Below are 22266 nucleotides of genomic sequence, written 5' to 3'. Positions count from 1 at the left end.
TGATGTCGAGTGCTGTTGCAGCAGCAGGGGCGTTCGTGCTGTCCCCGGCATCGCCTGGACACGCCGATGCGGTGGCATACCTAACCAACGTCACCCTTGGTCCGGGCTATTACTTCGCGAGCGCCGATGCGGCCCTGCAGTACGGCTACCGATTGTGCGACAAGGTGCGCCGCGGCGAACCGTACGCCCTCATCCTAGCGGCAGTGAAGGACGACGTCGGCGACCCCGGCGAATATCAGACCGCCTTCTTGCTCAACCAGGCTGTGAACGAACTTTGCCCGGCAGCAATCTGGCAGCTACGCAATTCAGCAGCTCACCACCGAGCTGGAGGAACGTCATGATGGTGAAAAAAGCGGTGGCAACAATGGTGCTCGCTGTCACCGCACTGACTGGGGCCGCTACTGCCGCTGCCGACAACCACCGACTCAACGACAGCGTCGCGGTAAATGTCTATACCGTGCAACACCACGCCGGGTGCACCAGCGAGCTACGGGTCGATCCGGCGCTACAACTGGCCGCCCAGTGGCAGGCCGTCGACATGCTGAACAATCGCGCGCTTGACGCTGATCTGGGATCTGACGGATCAACCACCCAAGATCGGGCACGTGCCGCCGGATTCCACGGCCGGGTCGCTCAGACTGTGGCGATCAATCCGGCGATGGCGATTACCGGAGTCGAGATCATGCGCCAATGGTTCAACGACCCAGCGGATCTCGCGATCATGTCGAACTGTGCCAACACTGCCATCGGGGTCTGGTCAGAGAATGCCCTGGACCGGACAGTAGTGGTTGCGGTCTACGGACAACCTGCCTGACTGATTGAGGCCCCTTGTGTCGAACGAAGTTGGCCACCGGCGACGCCTGCTACGTTGCGCATCGGTATGCCCTGGATCGTGACGAGCTGCGACGTCGGAACGATGACGCGGTACCCGTCCGTGACCGTCTGATCGGGCTAGAGTATTTATGGGCGCAAGGCCAGTAGCAGTGGAGGAGGCGTGTCCCTCGGTGCGCACAGATGTTCCCGGACCCACGTGGCCAGCAGGCGGCCGACGAGCGGTGCGGCGTAGCGGGATAACCACGTTGCCCGGGGAAGCAACTAGCTTCATCGGGCGCCGTGACGTGCTAACAGCGATCCGGTCCCGGATCGGGAGCGGAGCGCGGCTCGTTACGCTCGTCGGTATCGGTGGCATTGGCAAGAGCCGGGTCGTTGTCCAGGCGGCACGACAGTTGACGCCGGTGTTTCCCGACGGGGTCATCTACGTGGATCTGACCCAATTAAGACACCGTGAGCTCTTGGCCCAAGCGGTCTTGGATGCCGCGGGCATACCGCCGGCTGCCAGCGAAGAGGCAGCGGAATACTTGATCCGTAGCCTGGCTGGGAAAGCTGTACTTATCGTGCTCGACAACTGCGAGCACCTGCTTGCCGCGTGCGCGGAACTCGTAGCCCTGCTGTTGCGTCGAACGGCAGGGGTGGCGGTTCTGTCTACGAGTCGAATGCCACTCGGCACAACCGGCGAATGGTTAATCCCAGTGCAGCCGTTGGCCGTTAGCGGCCAAGACGCCGACGGTGTCGCGCTGTTCGTTGACCGGGTCCAGTCGGTGCAATCAGCCTTCGTCGTCGACGCCGCCAATATCGGACGGATCGAGGCGCTATGCGCGCGGTTGGATGGCCTTCCGCTAGCCATCGAACTCGCCGCGCGTCGGATGCGTGTACTGTCGCTCGACCAACTTATCGACCGTCTGGAGGACCGCTTCCGGATTCTGACGGAGGCTCCCAACGACGTGCCCGAACGACATCGCAGCCTGCGGGCGGTATTCGACTACAGCTATGAACAGTGTTCGCCTGACGAAAGTCGGCTGTGGGCACAGGCATCGGTATTCGTCGGTAGCATCAGCCTGGAGGCTCTGGAGGCGGTCTGTGTTCCAGACGGTCCGGTGACGGCACTAGATCTGGTTGACGGATTAGTCCAGCGGTCGATCCTGATTCGGTCGGAGTCCGTCAACGGCGCCCGTTACCGGATGCTGGAAAGTATCCGCGAATACGGAATCGACCGTCTGCATGACGAACTCGATACGGTGCAGTTGCGCCACCGGCATCGTGGTTACTTCTCTGAAGTCGCGCGGCGCGCCGAACGTCATTGGTTTGGACCGCGGCAAGCTGATTGGAGCGAGGAGCTCCGTTTAGAGCTGCCCAATCTGCGGGCTGCACTGGACTCATTTCTGAGCGATGGTGAGTGGGAGGCCGCCGCTGAGATGGTGGCCGATCTGTGGCCGTTCTGGCTGGCTCATGGACATTTGCACGAGGGTCGGATGTGGTTCCAGCGATCCCGCGTCGACGACTATCCAAGTCCCAAGACGATGTGGGTGTCGGCCTGGATTGACCTGCTTGAGGGCGATGTCGAGACATCGACCCGACGGCTGAAGATCAGCGTCGCCCTATCGCAGAAACTCGGGGACATTCGCTCGCTGGCGAATGCGACAGCGCTGCAGGGCGCCGTGGCGCTCGTTAAGGGCGACCTGGAAACCGGCGCATCGCTGTACGAGCGGTCACTCGAGATCAACGCCACAACCGACGACCCTGCCGGAAGGGCCTTCATATATCTGCAGCTGGGCGAGATTTACTGCGCCGCCGGAAGACCCGACGACGCACTAGTCTGCGCACAGAAGAGCCGCGAGCTTAGCGAACCTTTGGGTGAGCAGGCCTGCTCCTCCTATGCCATGTGGGTACAGGCACTCGCTATGCACATCAGCGGGGACAACTCGGCCGCGGAGGCAATGGCCAGCACGGCGATGCTGACGAAGTACCGGCTTCACGATCGTCTGGGCATGATGCTGCTCGCCGAGCTGCTCGCTTGGATCGCTGTGGATAACGGCGAATTTGACCGCGGTGCCGTGCTTTTAGGGGCGACATCGGAAATCTGGGTATCCGTGAGCAGCCAGTTGATGGGACTCGGCTCGCTGATCACACTCAGGGATCAGGCGATGGCGACGTTGCGTGGTGCTTTGGATGCGCCGGTGCTCGACACGGCCTGGCAGCGCGGAACAGGCATGGCTGAAGACGACATGATCAAAACCGCCATCAGGGGCGCGGGCAGTCCCGCGGCCGGCACCGAGGATGTGCCCTCGCCGAACACCCCGGTCTCGCCGCTCACCAAACGCGAAATCGAGGTCGCCCGGCTGATCGCTGAAGGACTCAGCAATCGCGAACTCGCGAGGCGGTTGGTGATTGGCCAGCGGACGGTGGAGACACACGTGACCAACATCCTGACCAAGGCGGGACTGGACCGTCGCGGACAGGTAGCAAAGTGGCTTGCCGACCAAGGCGTCCGTAGCGAATCGGTATAAGCACCGATGCTGGGTCCGCCCAGCGGGCGGACGATCGGTGAATGACACAGACACACAACGCGACGCTCCTGGTCATCGGGGAGGGAGCAGTTGTCGGTTTCACCCGGACCGAATGTCTTTCAGGGCTGTATCCATGTCCGATTGACGCAACAGACCTCCATACGGCCGCGCTCGTGGCCAGTCGTTTGGAGCCAGATTCCATGGGATGCGCACCGCTGTCACTACTGCGCGTGCACGCGCCCACGGAGGAGTTCACCGTTGATTCCAGTGCTCGGTCAATCCCGTTTGTGCGGAAGGCGCGGCTCCTGGCGGGCTTGATCGGCGATGCGGTACTGGCCGGCGTTGCGTCTGGTGCTGTGGTGAGCACCCGTGGTGATGAGTCGGCGCGAGCTGAGCTGCGCGATGAGATCGCCGCGTACTTGGAAGCAGCGGGATTCGGCGTAGCCCTTGAGATTCCGGGCTGGACCTTGTCTGTTGCGCCTACGCTCCGTGAGATCCGTACTGCGTAGGTAGTTGCCCGGATGTATGCACCGCCCCCGGAATGAAAACTCGATCTAGTGGGGCTGGACAGCCACCGCCATCGAAAACCTACTGCGGCCATTGGAGTTAATCATGCGATTCGTGATGTTGACGGAGTGCGAGACCCAGACGGGCACCACCCACCACCGTCGGTATTGGGACATGGTGCAGGAGGCGGTCTTCGCCGAGGAGATGGGCTTTGATGCCTGGGGGACCTCAGAGCACCACTTTTTTGCCGACCTGGCAGTGACCCCGTCGCCGGAATGTCTGTTTACGGCAGTGGCCATGCGCACCAACCGGATTCGGCTGCGACACATGAGCCGGCTGATCTCGACCGTGCATCCGGTTCTGGTTGCCGAGCAGCTGGCGACGACGGACATCTTCTCCAATGGTCGCGTCGAGATGGCCACGGCACGCGGCAATACCCTGCTTCAGCTGGACGCGTTTGGGGTGTCGCTTGACGAAACAAAGGGCCGTTCCGAAGAAGCCTTGGACCTGATCGTGAGGGCACTGACCAACGAAACCTTCAGTCATGACGGCAAGTACTGGGGCAACATTCCCGAACGCTGTCTGACTCCCAAAGGAGTTCAGGAACCACACCCGCCGCTCTACAAGATCGTTCAGAGCGTGGAGTCGGCCGAGGACGCTGCCCGGAAAGGTCTCGGCATGGTGACGTGTGACTTGTACCTCGGCTGGGAGAACCTCGAACCGCAGATGAAGGCGTACTGGGGTGTTCCCGAATCCGAGATCAAGCCGGTGGGTGCCTATGCAGTGCGGTCGGCCGGCGCCTTCGCGATGACGGCAGTCTGCGCCGAGACCAACGACGAGGCCATGCGGCGAGCAGAACCCGGACTTCTGCGGGCGGCGCGCGCAATCATCAACGACATCTACGCGCAGCTGGCCGAACGCTCCGACAGCGGATACCACGGCTTCGAGCGGGTCAAGGAACTTCGGGATCATGTCGACGACGCGCGCTACCTTCGCGACCTGTCTCCGACGATCATGGTCGGCGACCCCGACCATTGCATCGAGCAGATCGCTCGGTACCAGGCGCTGGGCGCCGACGAGATCGTGTTGAAGATCGACGGCGACACCCACGCGAACATCATGAGCACCATCGAGTACTTCGGCCGGTATGTCATTCCGGTCTTCAAGAACTCGTCAGCGGTGGTCAACGCCGGCACGATCGGGGTGCTGCCGGGTGATCCGAACCAGAAGACCAGCTGGAAACTCGCCGAGGCGCGCTGACCATGTCGTCGCCAACCCTCGACCGCACTGGCCTCGCCGCCGTGCATCGCGCCGTGTCGAACGCGATCGATGAGCACGACGCTGCCGCACTGGCCGCGCTCTATGAATCCGACGGGACACTGATGCCACCGAGCGGCATGGTGATCCGCGGCCGTTCGGCCATCGAGGACACGTTGCGGGCAATGTTCACGCAGGGGCTATGCGGTCAACGTGTCGAAGTCGACGAGTTCTTCACCTCCGGAGACCTCGCGGTGGAGATAGGCCGATCCGTCGCTGACGTCCGCGACCCGGCAACGGGTTCGATGACAACATTGGCGGGCAACTACCTAATCGTCCACCGTCGACAGGCGGACGGTTCCTGGTCCATGTCGCATGACATCTGGACCTCCGTTCCGGATGGTGCACATGCGGATTGACGAGTACGCCGAATTTGACGGGGTAGGTCTGGCAGGTCTGATCCGCAGCAATCAGATCAGCGCGGCCGAGGTCCAGGCGGTGTCCCGGACCGCGATCGAATCGCTACAGCCGCAGCTGAACGCGGTGGTGGACGGACCCTGGCAGCAGCCGCTGAAGTACAACGCGAATGGACCGTTCGCGGGAGTTCCGTTCGTGCTCAAGGACATTCTGTTGCACGCGGCGGGTGTGCCCACCCACTGCGGCAGCAGATTGTTCGGCACCGGCATGGTCCACGACCACGACACCGAGCTGATGCGTAGGTTCCGCGAGGCTGGCCTAGCCGCGATGGCCACCACTCGCACCCCAGAATTCGGGCTCAGCGCGGGTACCGAGCCTGTGCTGGGCGGGGCTACCCGCAATCCGTGGGACATTTCACGCACCCCGGGCGGGTCCAGCGGCGGCACCGCGGCATTGGTCGCAGCGGGTGCGGTTCCGTTGGGGCACGCCAACGATGGCGGGGGATCGATCCGCATCCCGGCATCATTCACTGGGCTAGTGGGGCTCAAGCCTAGTCGTGGCCGAATCCCGATCGGCCCTGATCTTCAGGAAGCGATGTACGGCTTGGCCACTGAGCTGGCGATCACTCGCACGGTGCGTGACACCGCGGCGATGCTCGACGCAGTCAGTGGATTCGCATCAGGGGAGAAGTTCACCATGTTGGCGCCTGGCCAGTCGTTTGCGTCGCAGGTTGGCGCGGAGCCGGGGCGGTTGCGGATTGCGGTGCAGCCCGACTCCTGGACCGGCCACGCCACCGACCCCGGCGTTGTCGCGGCTGTCCGGCGCACCGCCGAGACACTGTCAGATCTCGGTCATCACGTCGAATTCGCCTGCCCCACAGTCGAATGGGATCAGTTCAGCGAGGCGTTGACGACGACCTGGGCGGCAGGCGCGGCAACCGCGGTATATCCTGCTGCGGACGCGCTCGGCGTGGAGGTGGATGAGAACCTCCTGGAATTGTCTACGCTCCGGCTGGCCGAAATGGGCCGCGGCGTGACCGCAATCGAGCTGGCCGGAATGGTCGCGGCGTTCAACGCGGTGTCGCGGGCTATGGGCACATTCTTCGACCAGTGGGACTTGTGGCTAACAGCAACCACCAGCGTGCCGGCGCCGCCGATTGGGCACTTCAACGCCGACGTGGACGTGACTCCCGCCGAGTGGGTCCGGCGCTGTGTGGAGCTCTTCCCTTACTTGGCGGTGCTCAACGTGACTGGTACACCGGCAATTAGCCTGCCAGCAGGTCTGGTAGACGGCTTGCCGATCGGCATTCAGCTAGCCGCTCCGATGGCTGGCGAGGCGACGTTGATCCGCGTCGCTGCTCAGCTTGAGCAGGTGGCCGGGTGGGCCGACCTACGGCCAGCAGGGTGGGTCGGCAATGGGAACTGAAGCCGCTGATCGGGTATTACGCTGGATCGACGAAACAAGCGCCGATCTCGTCGAAAGCGTGCGCGAGCTCATTCGAGTGCCCAGTGTGAACCCGAACTACCCGGGTACCCGGTTCGATGACCACATCGGTTACGAGTCAGAAGCCAACCTCGTCCTGCGCGACTCGTTTGCAGGAATCTTCGACACCACTGAGACCCTCTGGAGCGCACCAAAACGCGAGAATTTCGTTGGGGTGGTGCGGGGTTCGGGTGGCGGGCGTTCGTTGCTGCTCAATGGGCATATCGACGTCGTACCCACTGGCGGCGAGGACAATTGGACGTTCGCCCCGTTCGGTGCCCAGCTCGACGACGGCCGGATCTACGGTCGAGGTGCCTGCGATATGAAAGCCGGTGTAGTTGCTGGCTTTTGGGCTGCGAAAGCACTGCAGGAGTGCGGCATCCGCCTTGCAGGCGACTTGATAGTGCACTCGGTGGCCGGTGAGGAGGTCGGAGAACGGGAGATCGGCACGGGCTTGCTGCTCGACCGCGGCTACACCGCTGATGCAGCGATCGTCATGGAACCGTCCGCGAGTTTCGGTGGACCGCTGTCGATCAATCCCACCGCGGCCTCCCTCCTGTGGGGCAAAGTGCGGGTGGAGGGCAAGGCCGGCCACCCAGGAATGCGGCGGGAGTTGGTGCGCGCCGGCGGAATTGGTCACCGGGCCGGCGTCAATGCCATCGATAAGGGCTATCTCGTGCTGCAGGCGCTCTACCGGCTCGAGGAGCACTGGGGGATCAGTAAGCAACGCCCGCACTATCTGCCCGGACACTTCACAATCATGCCGGGGATCATCAACGGCGGTCCCAACGGAATCGATGCGCCGCTGATGTTCGCTGAATACTGCGAGATCGACTTTCTGGTGTGGTACCCGCAGGACGAAGAGCCCGCCGCGATCCAGGCCGAGATCACTGAATTCATCGCCCGCGCAGTGTCGATCGACCCTTGGCTGTCGGCCCATCGGCCGGTGTTCACCTGGCCACTGAGTTACACCGGCTATCACACCGCGGTGGACCATCCCATTGTTGCGGCACTGGGTTCGGCGCATCTGGTGGCGAGCGGCGGACGGTCGCCCGTCGAGGCGTTCCCGGCTGCATGTGACGCGAGTTGTATGTCCGAACTGGGCATCCCGGTGGTCAATTACGGGCCAGGGCATCTCGTAAATGCACACAAAGCCGACGAATCGGTCGAGGTCGCGGAAATTGTGACAGCCGCCCGCAGTATCGCGCTGACCGCCATGGACTGGTGCGGCCTTTCATAGCCCGTACCGGGCATCCAAATCAAGAGGAGATATCCGTTCCGCATGCTTAGTCCAGCAACGTCGTCGATCGGCAGAGCTCGTCGGCTCACGATGACCACGGCCCTTCCGGATCTCAAAGTCGGAGTTGCCGTTACCGATGAATCAGTGAATATATTTGCACCACAACGCCTTACCTGCTTCAAGCGGCCGAAATACATGGTGTTCACCGACGCAATGCCGAATAGCCCGAGCGGCAGGGTGCTCAACAGGAACTTGCCAGACCGGTATGCCGGTCTGGCAGAAAAGGAGATGCTGCCATGACGATCCCTGAGTCCGATGTGGCGTTGGTGAGCGGCGGGTTGGGTGGTATCGGGTGGGCCATCGCTGAACGGCTCGCAGAGGCGGGCTACACCGTTGTGGCGGCGGATCTTCCGGCGGCGGTTGCCGGCGCAACCGCCAGGGGCAGCATTCATCCGTTTCCGCTCGACGTAGGGGATAGCGCCAGCGTAAAGGCGTGTGTGGCCGCAGCCACCGATCTGGGCAACTTGGGCGCTGTTGTCAACTGCGCTGGTATTCTCCGGGCGAATCCGGTTGCTGCGTTCGCAGACTCTGATCTGGACTTGCTGTGGCAAGTCAACGTCGCAGGTGCGACGCGGGTCTGCCGTGCCGCGCTGCCGCATCTACGGCCACAGGCCTCGATCGTGAATATCAGCAGTATCGCCAGTTGTATCGGCCGGTTTCCCGGTGCTTCGCTCTATGGCGCCACCAAGGCGGCTCTGAATCAATTCACCAGATATTTGGCGTGCGAGCTAGGCGACAGTGGGATTCGGGTCAATTCGGTGCTGCCGGGATTCATCGCGGTACCGATGAGCGAGCACATGCGTGCCGCGTCCGGAGGCGAAGAGAGCGCTGCGGCGCAGGTGCCGATGAAACGGATGGGGGAGCCCGCTGAAGTTGCTGAGCTCGTCGAGTTTCTGCTCTCGCCCCGTGCGTCGTATATCCACGGCGCTGTCATTCCTGTCGACGGCGGCGTCACCGCTGCCTCGTAGTTAACACCACCTCCCGAAAGGAAGCGGACATGTTCGATCAGGTTGCATCGCAACGTAAAATGGAGTGCGAGGCGTCTCTCGCCCGGCTATCGGAATCCGGTGCCAGGTTTGCGCAGATGGAGTTTTCCGATATCAACGGGGTGTTCCGCGGCAAGCTGACCACCCTGGAGAAGGGCTTGTCGACATCGGGCACCGGGGTGTCGACCCTGATGATGTCGGCACGCAGCGGTGACGAGATTGTGTTGACCGAGTGGAGCGACTTCTCCAATGGGTTTCCCAAGATGGTCGCGGTGGCAGACCCTGGCACGGCGACCGAGTGGCCGTGGAATCCGGAGATCGCGGGGGTGCTCTGCGACCTCTTCATGGAGGATGGCAGCCCCTGTCCGTTGGACGGCCGGCAGATGCTGCGCCGAATCGCCTCGGAATACGCGGATCTGGGCATTGAGGCGCGGGCCGCGCTGGAATGGGAATTCTACCTGTACGAGGTCGACGACGCGTTGATGCGGGAGAAGCGCTACCGTGAACTGAAGACGTTCGGCCGGGGCCTTGACTTCTACAGCGTGACCAGAACGCCGTCGTTCGCTCCGCTGGCCATCGAATTCCTCTCGCGTACAAAGAGTGTCGACATCGACGTCGAGGTGTTCCACACCGAGTACGGCCACGGGATGTACGAGTACACCTGCGGTCATGAAACTGCACTGAAAGCCGCAGACGACGCGGTGCGGTCCAAGGCATATCTGCGGCAGCTATGCGATGAACTGTCGGTGGTGCCGACCTTCATGCCGGCTCTACATCGGGGCACCAACGATTCCGCCAATGGCTGCCACCACAACGTCAGCTTGTGGCGCGACGGCCGGAATGCTTTCTGGGACCCTCAAACCGAACAGCTCACTGAGATCGGAAGATGGTTTGCCGGAGGGGTTTTGGCGACTATGTCTGACTTTCATCTGGTCATGCGTCCGTGGGTTAATTCCTACCGGCGGTTCGACCACCAGGCTTGGAACCCGGTCGACGCATCCTGGGGCCTGGACAATCACGCGGTGGCGTTGCGTCTGGTACACGGTTCGGTACCGGCCAAGCACACCCGGTTCGAGCATCGCGCACCGTCGCCGGATGTTAATCCGTACTTATCATTGGCGGCGATCTTGTGGGGCGGCCTGTACGGCATTCGTAACAAGATTGAGCCACCGCCACTGTGTGTCGGTGATCCGGTCGAGCAGGGCGGGTACGCGGCGCTGCCATCTACCCTGCCGGCCAGCATCGCAGCCTTTACGGAATCACCGTTGGCCCGCGAATGTTTCGGCGATCAGTTTGTCGAGCTGTACGCACAGCTGAAGAACGACGAATGGAACGCGTATGTCGACTGGTGCAAGGAATCCGGAACCGATCCCGCTGGTTCTGAGATCACCGCCTGGGAATTCCAGCAGTACTTCAACTGGTGCTGAGGGTGATCGACGAATGATGATGAACAGCAGCAGGCAGAATGCGAATTCGCTTGCGGTTCAGGCGATGTTCGCAGCTGACCCGGTTCTGGTGGGCGTACGTCCGGCCGGGGACGTAGTGCCCGGCATGGACTCGCAAACTATCCTGACCTCGGGGCCGCCGCTGCCTTGGCGAGAATACGGTCCCGGCCAGCGGCGAGCGATCCTTTATGGTGCCGTCTACGAAGGCTTGGCGGCAGACCCAGAGCGGGCGGCACAGCTGCTTGACCGGGGCGACATCACCGTTGGTGCTTGTCACGACCACGACTGTGTCGGCTCGGTGGCAGGCATCTATACGGCGTCGATGCCGGTGTTCGTTGTGCGCAACGCGGCCGGGAGCAACACCGCATACTGCAATCTATACGAAGGAAAGTCACGATTCCGCTTGAATTACGGCTCGTACGACGAGGGGGTGCGCGACGGTCTACGGTTTCTCCAGGATGTCGTGGGGCCGGTTATCGGAGCAGCCGTGCGGGCCTCAGACGGTATCGCCCTCAAGCCGATCATCCGTCGCGCCTTAAACATGGGCGACGAGCTGCACAGTCGAAACACCGCGGCGTCGCTGTTGTTCTCCCGAGAGTTGGTTGCACGGCTGTTCGACCTCGGCGCGGACGCCGATGTCAGTCGTGAACAGATCATCAAGGCATGGGAGTTCTTGTCGGAAAACGACTATTTTTTCTTGCGCTTGTCCATGGCGGCGGCGAAGGCTACCGCCGATGCCGCTGCGGGGATCGAGGGCTCCAGCATCATCACCGCGATGACGCTCGGTTCCCGCAATTTCGCCATTAGAGTGAGCGGCCTTGGTGAACAGTGGTTTACAGGTCCGATGCCGACGGTGAAGGCACAACTCTTCGACGGCTACACCGAAGACGACATCGAGTGGATCGGCGGCGAGAGCATGATCACCGAGACCGTCGGACTGGGTGGTTTCGCGCAGGCGGCTGCGTTCGCGCTGCAGGATTACCAGGGTGGATCGGCTGACGCGATGGTCAGAGAAAACCTTGCGATGTACCGCATTACGGCTGCGGAGAGTCCCGACTACCGGATCCCGTACCTCGGATACCGTGGCACGCCGACCGGTATCGATCTGTTCTCCGTGCTCGACACAGGTGTACTACCCATCATCGATGGCGGGCTGGCGGGCCGGGATGGTGGTCAGATCGGCGCCGGGCTTCTGGTCGCTCCGGTGGAGTGCTTCGCGGCGGCAGCCGAGGCGTTTACAGCCCGATATGCGGACCTCGATCGGCCGGTGACGGCATGACCGTGCCTCACCTGCAACGGCTGCATCCCGAGGCCATGGCGTTGCTGTCCGAGCTGGCTGAGAATCCGCTTCCGTCGAGTCGCGATCTGCCGCTGGACGAAGGCCGGCGCAACTTCCGGACGCTCTTTGGTCCTTTGTCGGCGACAGCGACAGGAGTTGAGTCTTGTGACGTGGAGATGGCAACCACTTCCGGCTCTCTGCCTGGCCGGCTATATCGGTCAACCTCGGCTCCGATGCTGCCGGTGATTCTCTACTTCCATGGTGGCGGTTGGGTTTTCGGTGATATCGAAAGCCACGATGGGTTGTGCCGGGCGCTGGCCGATGCGTCGGGAGCGGCGGTGTTCAGTGTGGGCTACCGGCAACCACCGGAGCATCCTTTTCCGGCTGCGGCTGATGACGCGTTTGCCAGCGTGCGATGGATTCATGAGCACGGTGCCGGGCTCGGGCTCGACCCCAGTCGATTAGTCGTTGCCGGGGACAGCGCCGGCGGCAACTTGGCTGCGTCGGCGGCCCTTCAGGCGCGGGACGAAGGCGGACCCGTGATCCGGGCACAGGTGCTGATCTGCCCGGTCCTGGATCCGGACTTGGCATCGGCCAGTGCAGCCGAGTTCGCAGCCGACCCATTCCTTTCCGCAGCGGAAATGCGTTGGTACTGGGAGCATTACGTTCAGGAGCCGGCGGACAGACGGTTGGCGTACGCGGCCCCCGGTATCGCGGATAACCTCGGCGGACTACCCGACACCTTAGTCATTACCGCAGAACTCGATATTCTCAGGGACGAGGCCGAGACGTTCGCCGATCAGGCAAGCGCGGCCGGAACCCAGGTCCTGCTGCATCGCGAACCCGCGATGATGCACGCGTTCCCCGTCCTGGCCGGTCGGCTTAGCGCCGGCCGGAATGCCATAGATCGAATCGGAAGCACGCTGCGTGCCCTCCTCGCCGACGACATGCAGATTGCTGCGGCCTGGGAGCAGGCCCGCATCTCAGAATTGGACAACTTGCAATGAAAAACGACCTGAAATTCGGATTCGTAGCCTGCGCCGCCGGCGTGCCCGGGACCACCGATGCGCGGCTGTACCGCGATCTGGTTGACGATTGCGAACACAACCTCGGGCTGGGCTACGAATCGGTCTGGCTGATCGAGCATCACTTCAGCGACTACTTTCCCACTCCGAGCCCGTTGCTCATGTTGAGCCACCTCGCGGCGAGATTCCCGTTGGCCGAGCTAGGCACCTGCGTTCTCGTGCTGCCTTGGCAGGACCCGCTGCGGACAGCGGAGGAGGTGGCGATGCTGAGTCTGCTTACCAAGCAAAAACTGCATCTGGGGATCGGCCGCGGCACCGCAAAGTACGAATACGACGCGTTCGGCTTGGACATGGATGCCAGCCGCAGTCTGTTCCGGGAACACTACGAGGTGATCGACAGCGCGCTTCGAGGCCAGCCGTTCCAGTACCAGGGCAACCATGTCACGATGCCCAAGCGCGTACGGCTGCGGCCAGAGGCCAGGGCCGAGAACGTCCAGTTCTACGGGGCCATCGGAAGCCCTGAGAGCGCGGGAATGATGGCAAATCTTGGCCTACCACCGATCTGTACGTCGGTGGGGAACCTCGATGCGCAGGTCGCCACTCTGCGGTCGTGGAAAGAAGTCGCTTCCACCCGAGGTGTGGATCCTGACAACGCCTTCCCGATCATGATCAACTGCATCATCGCCGACACCGACGAGCAGGCGATCGCTGAGGCACAGCAGCAGATCCCGGCGTTCATGCGGGCCCAGATCGACCACTACACGCCGCACGAGACCAACTGGGAAGACATTCCTAGTTACGCGGGATGGCGCGGGATGTTCGCAGGCATGAAACGGATGACGGACCCGGCCAATATCCCGGCGTGGACAGAGTGGCAGCTAATCGGCAGCCCAGAGACCGTGCGGCAGAAGGCGCAGAAATTCATCGATGCGGGTTTCAACCACTTTCTGTTGCACACCGCAACCCCGGGCGTACCGGTCGCCGACCGCCGGCGATGGCTTCGGCGGTTCGCGACCGAGGTAATCCCGGAACTCAGCGTCACTAACTGAATTGCGTTGGCACACAATGGCATATGCTGTCATCCGCTATTGTGTTTAGTGAACTACGTTGGGTGTTTCTCGCGATGGGCGCATCAGAGGCATACCCCGTGGGTATTCGTCGGCTACTCCCCAGCGTGCTGTGCCGTTGTCAGACATCTATGATGGCGCTGCCCGCATCAGAGTTTGAGACGAACAAGCCTGTGGCCCGGGAATATTGGCGTTGCAACGCCTAGGTTGACATGGGCGATCATGCCGGAACGACTTCCTCTGCGTATGTCGAAATCCGGCAGCGCAAGCGTTAGAATGTCGAATTGCTTAGGGCCGGTGAGATTTTCACGTCCGACTACGCATTTTCGCAGATGAGCTCGACTGCCTCGCGACGTAATGATCGCGAACACTATTCCCCATAGCGATCGCTTCGGAGTCGAGCTCATCTGCGCGGTGGCCAGCGCTGCCGGCATCTTGACTGTGTGAGGCCGGCCTAGACGGCGCCGGCCGCGAATCCGGGGCAGCCAGGACTAGAGATCGCAGTCTCGCAGTGCGCTGGTCGCGACTGTCTTGAGATCTGAGCCCAACTCCCAGCTCGGTCACCGATGCCGCTCGAAATTCACTGGTGGGCCACACCGGGCAAGCCGCACTCAGTTCCATTCCTCGGTGCCAAACATAGTGGACGACGTTTCCGCCATGCGATGTGACGCCCACACGGTAAAGTCCCCGGAACGGTCCAGCGTTTCAGAGATCGCCAGATCTTGGGTCAGGTTTGTGCCCCGACACGCTGCCCATGCGGTGCCGAACAGAGCAGTGGGCCGGGACGCCCAGCGGTGTGAGGGTCGCGCGGTCGACCCAGAGGGTGGTGGCATCCCCAGCTGTCGGCGTGTGCGCGACTTTCTCGCGGAGAAGTCACGAACGAGGTCGGGGCGAATCCGACCAATTGCGGATTGCATCCGTATTTGAGATATCCAGCTCCTGCCAATCGAGTGACAATCCGTAGACCGGTCCGTACTTCTACTGATTACATCCGCATCGGCTGGTCGCAGAATCGGAGTCTGGCAAAGTGCCACGCGGACCGATGAAAGCACGGATTGATGACCAACAATGCCGACCTCATCAGCACGGCGACTCCAGACGCCCGAGCGCTACGGGCGTTCTATGGCGGGATGCCCAGCGGCGTGCTCGCCCTCGCAGCGATGGTGGATGGAGCACCTGTGGGCATGGCAGTCAGCTCATTCACGAATGTTTCGTTGGACCCGCCGCTGGTTGTCGTGTCCATTCGAAACGAATCCGTCACCTGGCCTGTACTGAGCAGGGCCGCCGTGATCGGTGCCAGCATCCTCGCCGAACATCAGGGCGACTGCGGCAGGCGGTTGGCCGCGGATGACGCCAGCAGTCGGTTCGCGACCGTCGACTACACGGTTACCGATTCCGGCGCGATCGTCATCGACAACGCCGCCGGATGGTTTCACTCCACAGCGGGCGAGCCGATCAGCGCAGGCGATCACCAGCTGATTTTGCTGACCCTGCAGAGTATCTCGGTCGACACCGCCCGCCCGCCGTTGTTGTTCTTCCGCAGTAAGTTCGCGGGTCTGCGTGATGCGTGACAACTATTCGACTACCACCTTCAGCTGAGGAGCGCGCTATGTACTTACGTATCGACCTGGCACAGGTACCGCCGGCAGTTCAGTTACTTGAGCCGGATGATTTCAGTGGATTCAAGGTCACGGTCGACGTTCCCGAACATGCGTGGGTAGCACCTGGCACACTGGCCGCACTAGCAGGGCGCGAGCAGGACGATGAGTGGAAGCATCAGCTCGCCGCAATGGTGGACTTCGCCAGTAGCCGGGGCTGGATAGACGACACAGGTCGGGTTCGTGCGCACATCGACATTGTGTCGAATCATTAGATAAGGCAATGATTTCCGTCCCAACGCGCATGTCTTGCCCACACCATAGTGGCGACCTCATGGCGGTCGGAAACTGGACAAACGACAGTGGTTCTGACGGATTCACCCTTGCCGACCGGTCTCTTGCTGCCGGGCACCTGCCTTTATGAGAGCTGGGCATGGCAGTGCCGCCGAGGCAGGTGGATCGCAAAGAAATCGTCCAGGTTATGGCAATCAAAGTGAGGTGGCGCGTCATGGATGTGGCTCCGGATTACGACGCCAGCGATGAGATCGAGTACTTCATCAGCTGGTTGCCTTGGGCTCTACGCGGTGCCTACCCGCCGCCGGCCTATCCACCGGTATAGCGCGAACATGTCCAAGTGTGAGGGACGCTCACAACGGACCAGGACCCGCGGCGACATCCTTCCGAACCGAGTGTGCGACGGATGCCAGGAAAACCCGGCTGAGCGCGCCAGGAAGAGCACTGAATCCATATGCGCCTGTGCGCTCGTGATCAGCGATGCACGCGGTGTTTCAGCGCTGACCGACCGCAAATTGGCGAGTGACCTCAAGATGTCGACCCGTACCTTACGTAGGCAGGTTGGCAGCCGAGACAAGCTTTTCCGTGCTGTTGTTGAGCACCACATCGGGGCACTTACCGTCGATGAGGCTGAATCGGAGTGCTGGGAGGACGCTGTCCAGCGTCGGTGTCGGAACTTGTACGAACTGTTGATCTCTCATGCGCGAATCGCCGCTTTGATGGTGGACTCCGATATCGGACCGTACTCGAGATCTCTTCGTCGCGGGGTGCAGCACTCGCAGCAGATTCGAAGCCCCAGAACAATGTCCAGATTGACTGGCACGGTTCCATGCAACGGGAGTGCCACATTTCGATGCAGAGAAGGAGCGTAAGTGGCTGAAGCGGTTACGGCAAAGAGCGAAAGTTTTCAGCCGGATCCGGTGTTCGCCGCGCAGGCCAACGCCACTGCCGCGCTGTATCAAGAGGCCGACGCCGACCGCCTGGATTTCTGGCGCCGCCAGGGCGAGCGGTTGTCGTGGGCGACCCCGTTCACCGAGGTCCTGGACTGGTCGAACGCGCCGTTCGCCAAGTGGTTCGGCGACGGCAAGCTCAACGTCGCCTACAACTGCGTCGACCGCCATGTGGAGGCCGGGGGCGGGGACCGCGTCGCGATCCACTGGGAAGGCGAGCCGGTCGGTGACGCCCGCGACATCACCTACGCCCAGCTCAAGGACGACGTCTCCCGCGCGGCCAATGCGCTGACCGCGATGGGCCTGACCGCGGGCGACCGCGTCGCCATCTACATGCCGATGGTGCCCGAGGCCATCGTGGCGATGCTGGCCTGCGCGCGTCTGGGTGTCATGCACTCGGTCGTGTTCGCCGGCTTCTCGGCCACCGCGCTGGCCGCCCGCGTCGAGGACGCCCAGGCCAAGCTCGTCATCACCACCGACGGGCAGTACCGCCGCGGTGCGGCGGCCTCGCTCAAGTCTGCGGTCGACGAGGCCGTCGCAGGCCAGCCGTCGGTGCAGCACGTGCTGGTGGTCAAGCGCACCGGCATCGACGTCGACTGGACGCAGGGCCGCGACGTCTGGTGGCACGAGATCGTCGACTCACAGTCCACCGAGCACACCCCCGAGGCGTTCGACGCCGAGCAGCCGCTCTTCCTGCTGTACACCTCCGGCACCACCGGCAAGCCCAAGGGCATCGTGCACACGAGTGGCGGTTACCTGACGCAGGCGTCCTACAGCCACCACAACGTCTTCGACATCAAGGCCGACGACGTCTACTGGTGCACCGCCGACATCGGCTGGGTCACCGGGCACACCTACATCGTCTACGGGCCGCTGTCCAACGGCGTCACGCAGGTCGTCTACGAAGGCACCCCGACCTCACCGAATGAGCACCGGCACTTCGACATCATCGAAAAGTACGGTGTCACCATCTATTACACGGCGCCGACGCTGATCCGCACGTTCATGAAGCTGGGCCACCAGATCCCCGCGGCACACGACCTGTCGAGCCTGCGGGTGCTCGGCTCGGTCGGCGAGCCCATCAACCCCGAGGCCTGGCGCTGGTACCGCGAACACATCGGCGCGGGCACCACGCCCATCGTGGACACCTGGTGGCAGACCGAGACCGGCGCCATCATGATCTCCCCGCTGCCCGGCGTCACCGCCGCCAAGCCCGGCTCGGCCATGACCCCACTGCCCGGCATCAGCGCCAAGATCGTCGACGACGACGGCAACGAACTGGTCCCCGGCGCAGACGAGGAAGAACACGTCACCGGCTACCTCGTGCTCGACAAGCCGTGGCCGTCGATGCTGCGCGGCATCTGGGGCGACGACGAACGCTTCAAGGACACCTACTGGTCCCGCTTCGCCGAGCAGGGCTGGTACTTCGCCGGTGACGGCGCCCGCTACGACGCCGACGGCAACATCTGGGTCCTGGGCCGTATCGACGACGTCATGAACATCTCCGGGCATCGCATCTCCACCGCCGAGGTCGAGTCCGCGCTCGTCGGGCACTCCGGGGTGGCCGAGGCCGCCGTCGTCGGCGCCACCGACGCCACCACCGGGCAGGCCATCTGCGCTTTCGTCATCCTCAAGGCCTCCGCGCACGGCGGCTCGGAGAACATCGTCGAAGAACTGCGGGCCCAGGTCGCGACCGAGATCTCCCCCATCGCCAAGCCGCGGGAAATCCACGTCGTGCCCGAGCTGCCCAAGACGCGTAGCGGCAAGATCATGCGCCGGCTGCTGCGCGATGTCGCCGAGGGCCGCGATCTCGGGGACACCTCCACCCTCGTCGACCCCAGCGTCTTCGAAGCCATCCGCGCCAGCAAATAGCGACCATGGGAGTATTAGTGGCACACCGGGAATCACGGCACGGTGAAAGATCGACGCTTATCCGGTCATGTTATTCACCGAGATCGCTATCAAATAGGCGCTAGGTGTTGTGTGATGCGTATTCGCCGTTTCTATGTCTGGGCCACAACGAAGAGCGCGGATACGGTGCTGAGCAGTTGTGGTCGATGGTCAGGGCACCTCCGTGCCTGAACCCTTGAATGATCTAGACGTGGTACTGGGTAGTCGCCATAGCTACCAGTCGACAGGTCATCGATGCTGTCGGTATTCCGATGTATCGAGCGCGTCAATACTGGCGCGCTCAAAGTTTGGCGAATGTTTAGACGGCGCTGCGGAATTCACGAGCGCCGACGTGGATGCATTGACCGTCCTGGTCGGCGTCGTCCGTGACGGAGTTTTGGACGAGGCTCAGGCTAAAGGTCTGTGGATACGGTGTAATTGCGCCCACCCAGCTGTCGAGACCCACGACTTGACCGCTGGTGATTGACAAGAATCGCTCCAGTCGAGGCGCAGTTGGAAGCGGGAGCACGCCGGCGGGTTTCAACGGTACGAGTGTGAGCTAGCGAGTTGTGCTCTTTGGCCCGGCTAAGCAACAACCCTGCGAATCCTCAAGAGCCGCAATTGTATCTCGGTCACCAGGCGGTCCACTGGGTCCTCCAGATCCAGGTTGCAGATGTCATGGATACGTTGCAGGCGATAGCGAATGGTGTTGCGGTGTAGGTACATCGCGCTCGCTGCGTCGGCCAGGTCGCAATTGGCGTCGAAGTAGGCCTGCAGCGTCTCCAAATATGCCGTGTTCTTGGTGCGGTCCGATTCGGAAAGCACATCGAGGCACCCAGCCAGCAGATGGGGGCGCTGCTCGGTCAGTTCGGCCAGCTCGTGCAATACGCACTGGGTGCTGATGTCTTCGAGCGCGACGACATCGGCACCGGTGCCGCAGCTTTGGACTCGTAGCGCCCGGTCGACTTCGGCACCCGCGCTGGATAATTCCGTAAGGCTGGGTCGTACCCCACCAATGACCGCGACCAGTTTGGAGCCGAGCTGGCGGGCTGCACGAGCGACGATGTCGTCGGTCAGTGACCGCAGATGTGCGGTATCGATCGGCGCAGTGTCGAGCAGTGCGTACACGGTGGCGCCGACGGTGGCGACGATCGGAGCGCAGTCGTTCGCTTGGAATCGCATCGCGACGAGTGATTCCAGATGACAGCTGTCGACGTGCCGCATCGGAGCATTATCGCGCGACCGAAATCCGATCAGCCGCAGCGAAGTTCTGGGTGCCCAAGCGGACGTCAGTGTCTCGGGTGTAACCCTGCCGTCCAGCACCCCGCGCAGCAGATCAGAAGCCTGCCGCTGGTTGTCAGTAAGGGCCGCGCGAGTCAGGCGTGCTGTCAGCACCTGGGCGATATCGACCGCGTCGTGCGCGACCGCCGGGTCCAGCGCTCCCGATGGTGGCAAGAGCCAGAGGTACCCGATGATTTCTGGGCCGGTGCGCAGCGGCAGCACCCACCTCGGCAGGTGCCCGGGTGGCGCGATCCGAACCGGGTGCGCGGCCTGGGCCAACCCAGTGAACTGACCGCTATCTCGCAACCAGCTGCTTACCCTATCGGGAATCCGGCGGCCCAGGATGGTGTCGACCCGCAGCGGATCGCGTACCTCGGTCTCGTCGTCCAGCGAAGAGAATGCCAGCAGCCGCAAGCGGTGATCGGTCACATCTGCCTGGACGCCCAGCGTCAGCGCCGCGCTGTCGGCCAACGCGAGCAGGTCACTGCTGCCGTCCCACGGATGGGGCGCCGGTTGATCGCCGGCCGCCGCCAGCGCGCCGCGCAGCACCGCCACGGCCCGATCGGCGGTGACGCCCGGGCCGAGTACAAACAGTGCGAGTCCGGCGGCCTCGGCCTGCCGGCGCAGCCATGGGTCCGCCGCCGACACGACTAGCGCTCCACCGCACGTCGTCATCAGGGTCGTCATCCGATGCGGCTCGACGCCGACAGCAAACACTATGGTGTCGGGTGCTGCCGGTGATGGATTCGGGGATTCCCACAGCGCGGCCGAGGTGATGCGCTGGTTTGGATCGCGCGGCGCGACGGCGAGATTGAGCAAACCAGTGGGCAACTCACCGAGCATTGTGCCGATCGCGATGCCGGGGCTGCGGCACTTAGTGCCGGTGCTGGTCACGTCCATGCCGCGAGTATTCGCTTGCTACATGCGTACCGGCAATTGCGGAAAGTACTGAGGCTATACGTAGGCGGCGGTTCGGTGGAGGCGACTTCTTGAGCACTTCGAGCAGTCGCCTGGCGCATCCAATGCTCGGATGGGTTGGGCCCTCGGCGACTGCGGATTCTCCGAATTGTCCCTCTACGGGCTGGCGCACCACCTCCGAGGCATACGTGGCTGCGGTCAAGCGCTACGACCCCGGAGAGCGTGACCATCGACGCGGTGTCTGACTTTGTGATAATGCCGGTGTCGATCAGACCACGGGCGCCGTCATCGTAGCGCCGGGTGTCGAGAAGACAGCACTTGTCCGGCAGGCGGCGCTCGCCTTCATTGGTGAAAATCGCTTCGTTGAAGTGCTTTTCGCCCCACGACAACCTTCTCTGTTGCGTGCGTGATGCCATAGTGCGTCAGTCGAAGTTCGCAGCCTGGGCCGGTCCCGAATTCAATTTTGCGGCACTAAATTTGATTCTTTCGCCGCGAGAATCGACGGCCCCTGAGTGTCGCTGCCGAGTGTGTTGCGGCAGTTGCTGAGTGGGTCTGGTAGGGCCCACTCAGCCCGCTGGTCCTCAGGCGAGTGCGAGCAATTGGCGGGCCATGACGATGCGTTGAACTTCGTTTGTACCCTCATAGATCTGCGTGATCTTGGCGTCGCGCATCATTCTTTCGAGCGGGAAGTCTTTGGTGTAGCCATAGCCTCCCAGCACCTGCACCGCTTCCACGGTCACCTCCATTGCGACGTCCGAGGCGAAGCATTTTGCGGCCGCTCCGAAGAAGGAGAGGTCGTCATCGGAGCGTTCCGACCGCCCAGCGGCGGCGTAGGTCAGTTGCCGAGCGGCCTCGACCTTCATGCCCATCTCGGCGAGTTTGAATTGCATTCCCTGGAACTCTGCGATGGATTTGCCGAACTGGGTACGTTGCTTCGCGTAGGCCAGTGCGTGATCCAGCGCGCCTTGGGCGATCCCGACCGCTTGAGCTGCGATTGTGATCCGGGTGTGGTCAAGCGTTCTCATGGCGGTTCTGAAGCCGGTCCCGATATCGCCGATCATTCGATCGGCAGGGATCCTCACGTTGTCGAGATAGACCTCTGATGTCGGTGAGCCTTTGACGCCCAACTTGCGTTCTGGCGTGCCGAAAGAGAGGAATTGTCAATACCTGTGGATCGGCTTGTTTCAGGCGACCTCCGTTCCAGTTGATTCGGTCGGTGCCGAGTC

General features: G+C 62.5%; 17 protein-coding genes and 2 pseudogenes. 17 read left to right on the top strand and 2 right to left on the bottom strand.

Going from position 1 to position 22266, the window contains the following annotated elements; translation table 11 throughout:
• Positions 1-2 precede the first annotated feature (2 nt).
• From ACJH6H_RS28055 to acs, 17 genes and pseudogenes are all read left to right on the top strand, one after another.
• Positions 3-341: a DUF732 domain-containing protein gene (locus ACJH6H_RS28055; RefSeq protein ID WP_406776251.1), complete on the top strand. Its 339-nt coding sequence runs from the start codon at positions 3-5 to the stop codon at positions 339-341.
• Positions 341-814 (top strand): CAP domain-containing protein, encoded by a 474-nt coding sequence (locus tag ACJH6H_RS28050; RefSeq protein ID WP_406776258.1) that lies wholly within the window; start codon positions 341-343, stop codon positions 812-814. The genes ACJH6H_RS28055 and ACJH6H_RS28050 overlap by 1 nt, the downstream gene beginning before the upstream one ends.
• A gap of 148 nt (positions 815-962) precedes the next feature.
• Entirely contained in the window at positions 963-3344 is a 2382-nt protein-coding gene (locus tag ACJH6H_RS28045; protein WP_406776250.1) for a LuxR C-terminal-related transcriptional regulator, read from the top strand.
• A 41-nt stretch (positions 3345-3385) separates the two neighbouring features.
• Positions 3386-3853, top strand: coding sequence for a hypothetical protein (locus tag ACJH6H_RS28040; RefSeq protein ID WP_406776249.1), 468 nt, complete (start codon positions 3386-3388; stop codon positions 3851-3853).
• 103 nt (positions 3854-3956) lie between these two features.
• Positions 3957-5111 carry an LLM class flavin-dependent oxidoreductase gene (locus ACJH6H_RS28035; RefSeq protein WP_406776248.1) on the top strand — a complete coding sequence of 385 codons (1155 nt, stop codon included), beginning with the start codon at positions 3957-3959 and terminating at the stop codon, positions 5109-5111.
• A 2-nt stretch (positions 5112-5113) separates the two neighbouring features.
• A complete protein-coding gene (locus tag ACJH6H_RS28030; RefSeq protein ID WP_406776247.1) occupies positions 5114-5527 on the top strand; it encodes a YybH family protein in 414 nt (137 codons plus the stop codon).
• Entirely contained in the window at positions 5484-6950 is a 1467-nt protein-coding gene (locus tag ACJH6H_RS28025) for an amidase (RefSeq protein WP_406776246.1), read from the top strand. The genes ACJH6H_RS28030 and ACJH6H_RS28025 overlap by 44 nt, the downstream gene beginning before the upstream one ends.
• The gene (locus ACJH6H_RS28020) at positions 6940-8247 is read left to right on the top strand and encodes an ArgE/DapE family deacylase (protein WP_406776245.1); all 1308 of its coding nucleotides are present in this window, start codon (positions 6940-6942) and stop codon (positions 8245-8247) included. Before ACJH6H_RS28025 ends, ACJH6H_RS28020 begins: the two co-directional genes overlap by 11 nt.
• Positions 8248-8543: 296 nt before the next feature.
• Entirely contained in the window at positions 8544-9275 is a 732-nt protein-coding gene (locus tag ACJH6H_RS28015) for an SDR family NAD(P)-dependent oxidoreductase (protein ID WP_406776244.1), read from the top strand.
• Between the two features lie 29 nt (positions 9276-9304).
• The gene (locus ACJH6H_RS28010) at positions 9305-10720 is read left to right on the top strand and encodes a glutamine synthetase family protein (RefSeq protein ID WP_406776243.1); all 1416 of its coding nucleotides are present in this window, start codon (positions 9305-9307) and stop codon (positions 10718-10720) included.
• 13 nt (positions 10721-10733) lie between these two features.
• Positions 10734-12017 carry a DUF1116 domain-containing protein gene (locus tag ACJH6H_RS28005; RefSeq protein ID WP_406776242.1) on the top strand — a complete coding sequence of 428 codons (1284 nt, stop codon included), beginning with the start codon at positions 10734-10736 and terminating at the stop codon, positions 12015-12017.
• Positions 12014-13024 carry an alpha/beta hydrolase gene (locus ACJH6H_RS28000; protein WP_406776241.1) on the top strand — a complete coding sequence of 337 codons (1011 nt, stop codon included), beginning with the start codon at positions 12014-12016 and terminating at the stop codon, positions 13022-13024. Before ACJH6H_RS28005 ends, ACJH6H_RS28000 begins: the two co-directional genes overlap by 4 nt.
• On the top strand, positions 13021-14091 hold the full coding sequence (locus tag ACJH6H_RS27995) for an LLM class flavin-dependent oxidoreductase (RefSeq protein ID WP_406776240.1): 1071 nt from the start codon (positions 13021-13023) through the stop codon (positions 14089-14091). Before ACJH6H_RS28000 ends, ACJH6H_RS27995 begins: the two co-directional genes overlap by 4 nt.
• Before the next feature lie 1076 nt (positions 14092-15167).
• Positions 15168-15680: a flavin reductase family protein gene (locus tag ACJH6H_RS27990; protein WP_406776239.1), complete on the top strand. Its 513-nt coding sequence runs from the start codon at positions 15168-15170 to the stop codon at positions 15678-15680.
• 38 nt (positions 15681-15718) lie between these two features.
• The gene (locus ACJH6H_RS27985; protein ID WP_406776238.1) at positions 15719-15982 is read left to right on the top strand and encodes a hypothetical protein; all 264 of its coding nucleotides are present in this window, start codon (positions 15719-15721) and stop codon (positions 15980-15982) included.
• Positions 15983-16215: 233 nt separating this feature from the next.
• Positions 16216-16326: pseudogene (locus ACJH6H_RS27980) on the top strand (CAP domain-containing protein); the annotation flags it as partial.
• Between the two features lie 547 nt (positions 16327-16873).
• Positions 16874-18823 (top strand): acetate--CoA ligase, encoded by a 1950-nt coding sequence (acs, locus tag ACJH6H_RS27975; RefSeq protein WP_406776237.1) that lies wholly within the window; start codon positions 16874-16876, stop codon positions 18821-18823.
• A 603-nt stretch (positions 18824-19426) separates the two neighbouring features.
• Here the strand turns inward: acs and ACJH6H_RS27970 are convergent.
• Together ACJH6H_RS27970 and ACJH6H_RS27965 are read right to left on the bottom strand one after the other, a co-directional pair.
• Positions 19427-21022 carry a PucR family transcriptional regulator gene (locus ACJH6H_RS27970; RefSeq protein ID WP_406776236.1) on the bottom strand — a complete coding sequence of 532 codons (1596 nt, stop codon included), beginning with the start codon at positions 21020-21022 and terminating at the stop codon, positions 19427-19429.
• 599 nt (positions 21023-21621) lie between these two features.
• A pseudogene (locus tag ACJH6H_RS27965) lies at positions 21622-22185 on the bottom strand (acyl-CoA dehydrogenase family protein); the annotation flags it as partial.
• Positions 22186-22266 lie beyond the last annotated feature (81 nt).

It is taken from the genome of Mycobacterium sp. SMC-21, assembly GCF_045310825.1.
Classification (GTDB): domain Bacteria; phylum Actinomycetota; class Actinomycetes; order Mycobacteriales; family Mycobacteriaceae; genus Mycobacterium.
This window is presented reverse-complemented; position numbering and strand designations above follow the sequence as displayed.

What these genes read in the sequence shown, in the direction of transcription:
- ACJH6H_RS28055 (WP_406776251.1), top strand. Translation starts at nt 3, where the DNA reads ATGTCGAGTGCTGTTGCAGCAGCAGGGGCGTTCGTGCTGTCCCCGGCA.
- ACJH6H_RS27985 (WP_406776238.1), top strand. Translation starts at nt 15,719, where the DNA reads ATGTACTTACGTATCGACCTGGCACAGGTACCGCCGGCAGTTCAGTTA.
- ACJH6H_RS28050 (WP_406776258.1), top strand. Translation starts at nt 341, where the DNA reads ATGGTGAAAAAAGCGGTGGCAACAATGGTGCTCGCTGTCACCGCACTG.
- ACJH6H_RS27995 (WP_406776240.1), top strand. Translation starts at nt 13,021, where the DNA reads ATGAAAAACGACCTGAAATTCGGATTCGTAGCCTGCGCCGCCGGCGTG.
- ACJH6H_RS27970 (WP_406776236.1), bottom strand. Translation starts at nt 21,022, where the DNA reads ATGGACGTGACCAGCACCGGCACTAAGTGCCGCAGCCCCGGCATCGCG.
- ACJH6H_RS28040 (WP_406776249.1), top strand. Translation starts at nt 3,386, where the DNA reads ATGACACAGACACACAACGCGACGCTCCTGGTCATCGGGGAGGGAGCA.
- ACJH6H_RS28025 (WP_406776246.1), top strand. Translation starts at nt 5,484, where the DNA reads ATGACATCTGGACCTCCGTTCCGGATGGTGCACATGCGGATTGACGAG.
- ACJH6H_RS28000 (WP_406776241.1), top strand. Translation starts at nt 12,014, where the DNA reads ATGACCGTGCCTCACCTGCAACGGCTGCATCCCGAGGCCATGGCGTTG.
- ACJH6H_RS28020 (WP_406776245.1), top strand. Translation starts at nt 6,940, where the DNA reads ATGGGAACTGAAGCCGCTGATCGGGTATTACGCTGGATCGACGAAACA.
- ACJH6H_RS27990 (WP_406776239.1), top strand. Translation starts at nt 15,168, where the DNA reads ATGACCAACAATGCCGACCTCATCAGCACGGCGACTCCAGACGCCCGA.
- ACJH6H_RS28005 (WP_406776242.1), top strand. Translation starts at nt 10,734, where the DNA reads ATGATGATGAACAGCAGCAGGCAGAATGCGAATTCGCTTGCGGTTCAG.
- ACJH6H_RS28045 (WP_406776250.1), top strand. Translation starts at nt 963, where the DNA reads ATGGGCGCAAGGCCAGTAGCAGTGGAGGAGGCGTGTCCCTCGGTGCGC.
- ACJH6H_RS28010 (WP_406776243.1), top strand. Translation starts at nt 9,305, where the DNA reads ATGTTCGATCAGGTTGCATCGCAACGTAAAATGGAGTGCGAGGCGTCT.
- ACJH6H_RS28015 (WP_406776244.1), top strand. Translation starts at nt 8,544, where the DNA reads ATGACGATCCCTGAGTCCGATGTGGCGTTGGTGAGCGGCGGGTTGGGT.
- ACJH6H_RS28030 (WP_406776247.1), top strand. Translation starts at nt 5,114, where the DNA reads ATGTCGTCGCCAACCCTCGACCGCACTGGCCTCGCCGCCGTGCATCGC.
- ACJH6H_RS28035 (WP_406776248.1), top strand. Translation starts at nt 3,957, where the DNA reads ATGCGATTCGTGATGTTGACGGAGTGCGAGACCCAGACGGGCACCACC.